The 5,144-nt window shown below is 73.6% G+C and carries 6 protein-coding genes; all 6 read left to right on the top strand.

Going from position 1 to position 5,144, the window contains the following annotated elements:
- The first annotated feature begins 131 nt into the window (after nucleotides 1-131).
- Nucleotides 132-1,220, top strand: a complete 1,089-nt coding sequence (gene truD / locus ACYVE9_RS14905; RefSeq protein ID WP_461028327.1) for a tRNA pseudouridine(13) synthase TruD — start codon at nucleotides 132-134, stop codon at nucleotides 1,218-1,220.
- A gap of 1 nt (nucleotide 1,221) precedes the next feature.
- Nucleotides 1,222-2,487 (top strand): aspartate aminotransferase family protein, encoded by a 1,266-nt coding sequence (locus tag ACYVE9_RS14900; protein WP_461028326.1) that lies wholly within the window; start codon nucleotides 1,222-1,224, stop codon nucleotides 2,485-2,487.
- Between the two features lie 14 nt (nucleotides 2,488-2,501).
- Nucleotides 2,502-3,257, top strand: a complete 756-nt coding sequence (locus ACYVE9_RS14895; protein ID WP_461028325.1) for a class I SAM-dependent methyltransferase — start codon at nucleotides 2,502-2,504, stop codon at nucleotides 3,255-3,257.
- Entirely contained in the window at nucleotides 3,254-4,003 is a 750-nt protein-coding gene (locus ACYVE9_RS14890; protein ID WP_461028324.1) for an SDR family NAD(P)-dependent oxidoreductase, read from the top strand. The genes ACYVE9_RS14895 and ACYVE9_RS14890 overlap by 4 nt, the downstream gene beginning before the upstream one ends.
- A 145-nt stretch (nucleotides 4,004-4,148) precedes the next feature.
- Nucleotides 4,149-4,769, top strand: coding sequence for a 2OG-Fe(II) oxygenase (locus ACYVE9_RS14885; RefSeq protein ID WP_461028323.1), 621 nt, complete (start codon nucleotides 4,149-4,151; stop codon nucleotides 4,767-4,769).
- A partial coding sequence (locus ACYVE9_RS14880; RefSeq protein WP_461028322.1) for a hypothetical protein occupies nucleotides 4,766-5,144 on the top strand: 379 nt, incomplete at its 3' end. The genes ACYVE9_RS14885 and ACYVE9_RS14880, both read left to right, overlap by 4 nt.

The raw sequence follows: 5,144 nt of genomic DNA, 5'->3' as shown, positions 1-5,144 counted from the left end.
GGTGCGGGCCCGGCGTGACCGGGCCCGCGCCGCACCGAACCGGCAACATCCCCCGACGCGCTCCCGCGGCCGGGGCCGGGCCGTCCCGCCGTCACCGGCAGGCGCCCACCCCACCGGCAGGAAGGAACCGGATGCCCCCCTGCGTCCTTAAAGCGACTCCCGAGGACTTCGTCGTCACCGAGTGCCTGGGGCTGGACGCGGTGCCGCCCGAGGACGCCGACCACCAGTTCCTCCTCCTGCGCAAGCGCGGCTACACCACCCACGAGGCGGTCGCGGCGATCGCCGAGCACCTGGCGGTGGACCCGTCGGCGGTGGCGGCGGCCGGTCTGAAGGACGAGGACGGGGTCACCGAGCAGTACGTGTCGCTGCGCGGTTCGGCGACGCCGCGGCAACTGGGTGAACTCAACTCGGCCCACCGCACCGGGGACGCCTACCTGCGGGTGTCGTCGCACGGCTGGGGTCGGGCGCCGCTCGCCGTCGGTGACCTGGACGGCAACTGCTTCCGGGTCGTCGCCCGGGACCTCTCCCCCGAACTCGCGGAGGCGCTGCGGGCCGGGCCCGCCCGGCGCAGCCTCTTCTTCGTCAACTACTACGACACCCAGCGCTTCGGGGTGCCGGGCGGGCCGAAGCAGACCCACCTGCTCGGCGCGGCCCTGCTGGCCGGTGACGAGCAGGCGGCGTTCGCGCTGCTGCGCGCGTCGGGCTCGGCCGAGGGGCGGCGCGCGTCGGCCCACCAGGGTGACGCCCGCTCCTTCCTGGCCTCGCTCGACCCCCGTGTGCGGGCCTTCTACCAGTGTTCCGACGCCTCCTACCGCTGGAACGAGGAGGTGCGGCAGCTCGTCACCGGGGCGGACGGCACCTCCGGTGCTGAGACCGCCGAGGTGAACCGCTCCGGGCTGCGCTACGTCTTCCCCCTGACCGAGCGCGCGACGCTGGCCGTCCTCGCCAACTGTCCCGCCCTGGAGTGCGGCCGGTACCGGTGGGTGGGAGGGGAGATGCGGGCGGAGCGCGCCCCGCGCCCGACGGTCGTGCAGACGCAGGTGCGGATCCGCGACGTCAGGTCCGACGAGGTGTTCCCGGGGCGGTCGGCCTGCTCCCTGTCGTTCTTCCTGCCGTCCGGGTGCTACGCCACCAACGCGATCGACCAGTTCTTCGTGCAGCTGGAGCAGGCCGTCCGCACCACGTCGTCCGCGGCTCGACCGCTGGCCGCGGGGGTGTGAGGTGGGCGCGGGCACCGCATACTCCAGCGCCTCCTCACTGCGCAGCGTCCGTGAGCACATCTCCGGCAGCCTGGGCCTGCTGTACGGCATCAACGGCGGCGACGCGGTGGAGGCGCAGGGCCGGGGCGCCGTGGTGGCCCTCTCCGACGGACGGGAGATGCTCGACTTCGGCAGTTACGCCGTGACGCTGTTGGGGCACCGGCACCCGACCGTGCTCGCCCGGGTCGGCGAGGAGCTGACCCGGATGCCCACGTCCACCCGGGTGCTGGGGAACCCGGCGACCGCGGAGGCCGCCGAGCGCCTGACGGAGTACGTCGACCCGGGGCGGCTGCGGCGGGTGTGGTTCGGGCTCAACGGCAGCGACGCCGTGGAGATCGCGTTGAAGCTCGCCCGGGTCGGGACCGGGCGCACCCGGGTGATCGCGGTGGAGGGCGCCTACCACGGCAAGTCGCTGGGGGCGCTGGCCGCGACCTGGAACGCCCGCTACCGCGACCCGGTGCGGTCCCTGCTCGGCGGTGTCACCCATGTGCCCGCCGACGTGGGACGGTTGGCAGCCGCATTTGACGGGGGCGACGTGGCCGCCGTCATCGTGGAACCGGTCCTGGGTGAGGGCGGGGTCCAACCACTGCCCGCCGAGTTCCTCACCGCGCTGGCCCGACACACGCGCCGGGCCGGTGCCTTCCTCATCGCCGACGAGATACAGACGGGACTGCGCAGGTGCGGGGCGAGAGCGCTGAGCGTCGCGGCGGGACTGCGCCCGGACGCCGTCCTGCTGGGCAAGGCGCTGGGGGGCGGTGTGCTGCCGCTCTCCGCGATGGTGGCGACCGAGGCGTTCCACGAGCCGCTGGCCCGCGACCCCTTCCTGCACACCACCACGTTCTCCGGGCACCCGCTGTGCGCCGCGGCCGGCGTCGCCGCGCTGGAGGCCGTGGAGGCCCACAGCGGCGACGGCGAGGCGTTGGCGGCCCGGGTCGGCGCGGGGCTGGCCGGAATCCGGTCGCGGCATCCCGGTCTGGTGCGGGAGGTGCGCGGTCGGGGCCTGCTGTGGGGACTGGAGCTTGCCTCCCCGGCGGCTGCCGGCGACCTGTTGATGGACCTGAGCCGGCGCGGCCTGCTGCTGTCCCCCTGCCTGGGCCGGCCGGAGGTACTGCGCCTGCTGCCGCCGATGGTGACGACGGCCGGGCAGTTGGACCGCGCGTGGCAGATCCTCGACGATGCCTGTGCCGGCGTCGCCGGTGACCATGCCCCCGCCCCGGCGGCATGCTGAGCCGAGGAGAGACCATGCCCGAACTGGACTACGAACCGTTCGCCCTCCAGTACGACCGCGGCAGCGCGGAGAACCCCTTCAACACGCTGCTGGAACGCCCGGCACTGCGCGCCCTGATGGGCTCGACTCGTGGTCTGCGCGTGCTGGAGGCCGGCTGCGCCGGAGGCCGGCTCACCGGCCAACTGGTCGACGAGGGCGCAGAGGTGGTGGCCCTGGACGCCAGCCCCACCCTGGTGCGGCTCGCCGCGGAACGGGTCGGACCACGGGCCGCGGTGCGCGTGCACGACCTGCGGCAGCCCCTGGACTTCCAGCCGTCCGGCTCGATCGACCTGGTCGTCTGTTCACTGACCCTGCACTACCTGCGGGACTGGCGGCCCGTGCTGGCCGAGTTCCGCCGGGTGCTCTCCCCCGGCGGCCGGGTGGTGGTCTCCACCCACCACCCCTTCGGCGACCTGGAACTGTCCACCAGCGGCGACTACTTCGGCGTCGAGCAGCTCACCGACGAGTGGACGTCCTACGGGCCGCCGCCGATGGTCGTCCGCTACTACCGCAGGCCGTTGAGCAGCATGCTCGCCGACGCCCGGCAGGCCGGGCTGTCCCTGACCGACCTGCGTGAGCCGCGGGTCGGCGAGGAACACCGTGCCGCCTTCGGTCGGAAGTTCGACAAGGTGGCCACGGAACCGTGGTTCCTGCTGCTGGAGTTCACCGCGCGGTCCGAGGACCGCCCCTCCCCCGCCCGACCCTTCTCCCCTCCTGAGGTGTCTCCATGACCGCAGCTTCACAGTCGTCCGTCCCGCGTGCCGCGGCGGTGATCGGCGGCACCCGCGGGCTGGGCCACCAGCTCGCGGTGCGCGCCCGCGACGCGGGCCTGCCCACCTGCGTCTACGGCCGTTCCGTGCACGACCTGCCGCCGGACCGCGCCAAGGGCTTCGAGCTGCGGGAACTCGACCTGCGGGATCCGTCGAGCGTGGCCGGCGCGGACGTGTCGCTGTCCGGCCCGGTGGTGCTTTTCTGGGTGGCCGGCGCGTTCCTCAAGAAGCCGCTGGTGCACACCCGGGACGAGGACATCGAAGGACTGACCAGCCTGCTGCTGACCGGCCCGCTGCGGCTGCTGCGCAGACTGCTGCGGGCCGCCCCCTCCAGCGTGCACCTGGTGACCATCGCCTCGTCGTCCGGCTGGAAGCGGCGCGAGTCGGAGTCGCTGTACTGCGGGCTCAAGGCGGCCCAGGCGCAGGTCAGTCGGGCCCTGGTGCCGGAACTGGTCGAGGCGCATCCGGCGAACCGGGTCACCGTGGTCAATCCCGGCGGTCTGGCGGTGCCCGACTTCCACACCGGCCTGGAGATCGATTACGGCCGGATGATGGACCCCGCCGAGGTGGCCGGCATCATCTGGCGGCTCGTCAGCGAGCAGCGGACCTCCTTCGAGGAGGTCCAGATACTCCGCAGCCGCGAGCCGGGCCGTGAGGGTGTGCCCGAGGTGTCCTTCGGCCCCCGGGCCCCGCAACCCCCCATCTGACCCGGGCCCGGGCTCCGGCGCGGCTCGGGCCCGGGTGGTCCGAACCCGCGTGATCCGAAGCCCGCGTCCTGCCGGTCGGCTTCCCTTCGTGTGACCTGCCCCGTCCTTCGTGTGACCTGCCCGTTCCGCCTCCGAGGAGGATCCTGTGCTGGACTTCGCCGCCCGCCGCGACACCAGTTCCGAGCCGTACCACTGGTCGACCGTCCACGGACTGCTGCCCGCGGAGGTGCGCTCCCGCCTGCGCGACACCATGCCGCCGCTGGCGGAGTTCACCCGCTCCGAGCGCACCGCGGGCGGTGACAAGACCTACGGCATGTACGTACTGCCGCTGGTCCACCGCGGCGAGCCGCTGCCCGCGCTGGACAAGGCGGGCAGCGACTGGGCCGAGTTCACCACCGCGATACAGGGCGAGGACTACCGCGCCTGGGTGCGGGAGGTGGTGGGCGCCGACGTCGGCGACGCCTCCTTCGATGTCGGGTTGTTCGTCTTCCGGGCAGGGGACTGGGTGTCCTCGCACACCGACAAGAGCGACAAGAGCGCCACCCACGTGCTGTACCTGAACGAGGAGTGGGGCGCCGGGGACGGCGGCGAGTTCCTCGTCCGCGGCACGGCCGGCGACGACGCTCCGGTGCACGCCGCCATCAGCCCCGGCGGTGGCCGGTCGGTGCTCTTCGCCAGGTCGGACAACTCCTGGCACGCGGTCGCCCCGGTGGCCGAGGGGGCACCTGAGTTGCGGTGCACCGTCCAGGTGGAGATGTGGCGGTGAGCGCCGGACGGGCGGTGGCCGAGGACCCGCGGACCGTGGTCGGGCCGGCTGCCGACACCGAACGGTGGCTCGTCCACGGCGGGCCGCTGCGGGCCGAACTGCCGGTGCCCGTCGGCGGGTTCAAGCACCTGCTGGTCCCGGCGCTGGCAGCCTCCTGCATGGCGGACGCCCCGTGGCGCTTCAGCAACGTCCCCGACATCGCGGACCGCGACGTGCTCAGCGGGATCATCAGCGCCCTGGGGGCGCGCGTCGACCAGGACGTCCCGGGTGGACGGCTCACCGTCGACGCCTCCTCGCTCACCGGCCACGTCGTACCGTCCGGCGCGTCGGACGGAGTGCACGGCGGCGTCTACCTGCTGCCGGCGCTGCTCGCGA

Source organism: Streptomyces sparsus (genome assembly GCF_054776295.1).
This window is presented reverse-complemented; position numbering and strand designations above follow the sequence as displayed.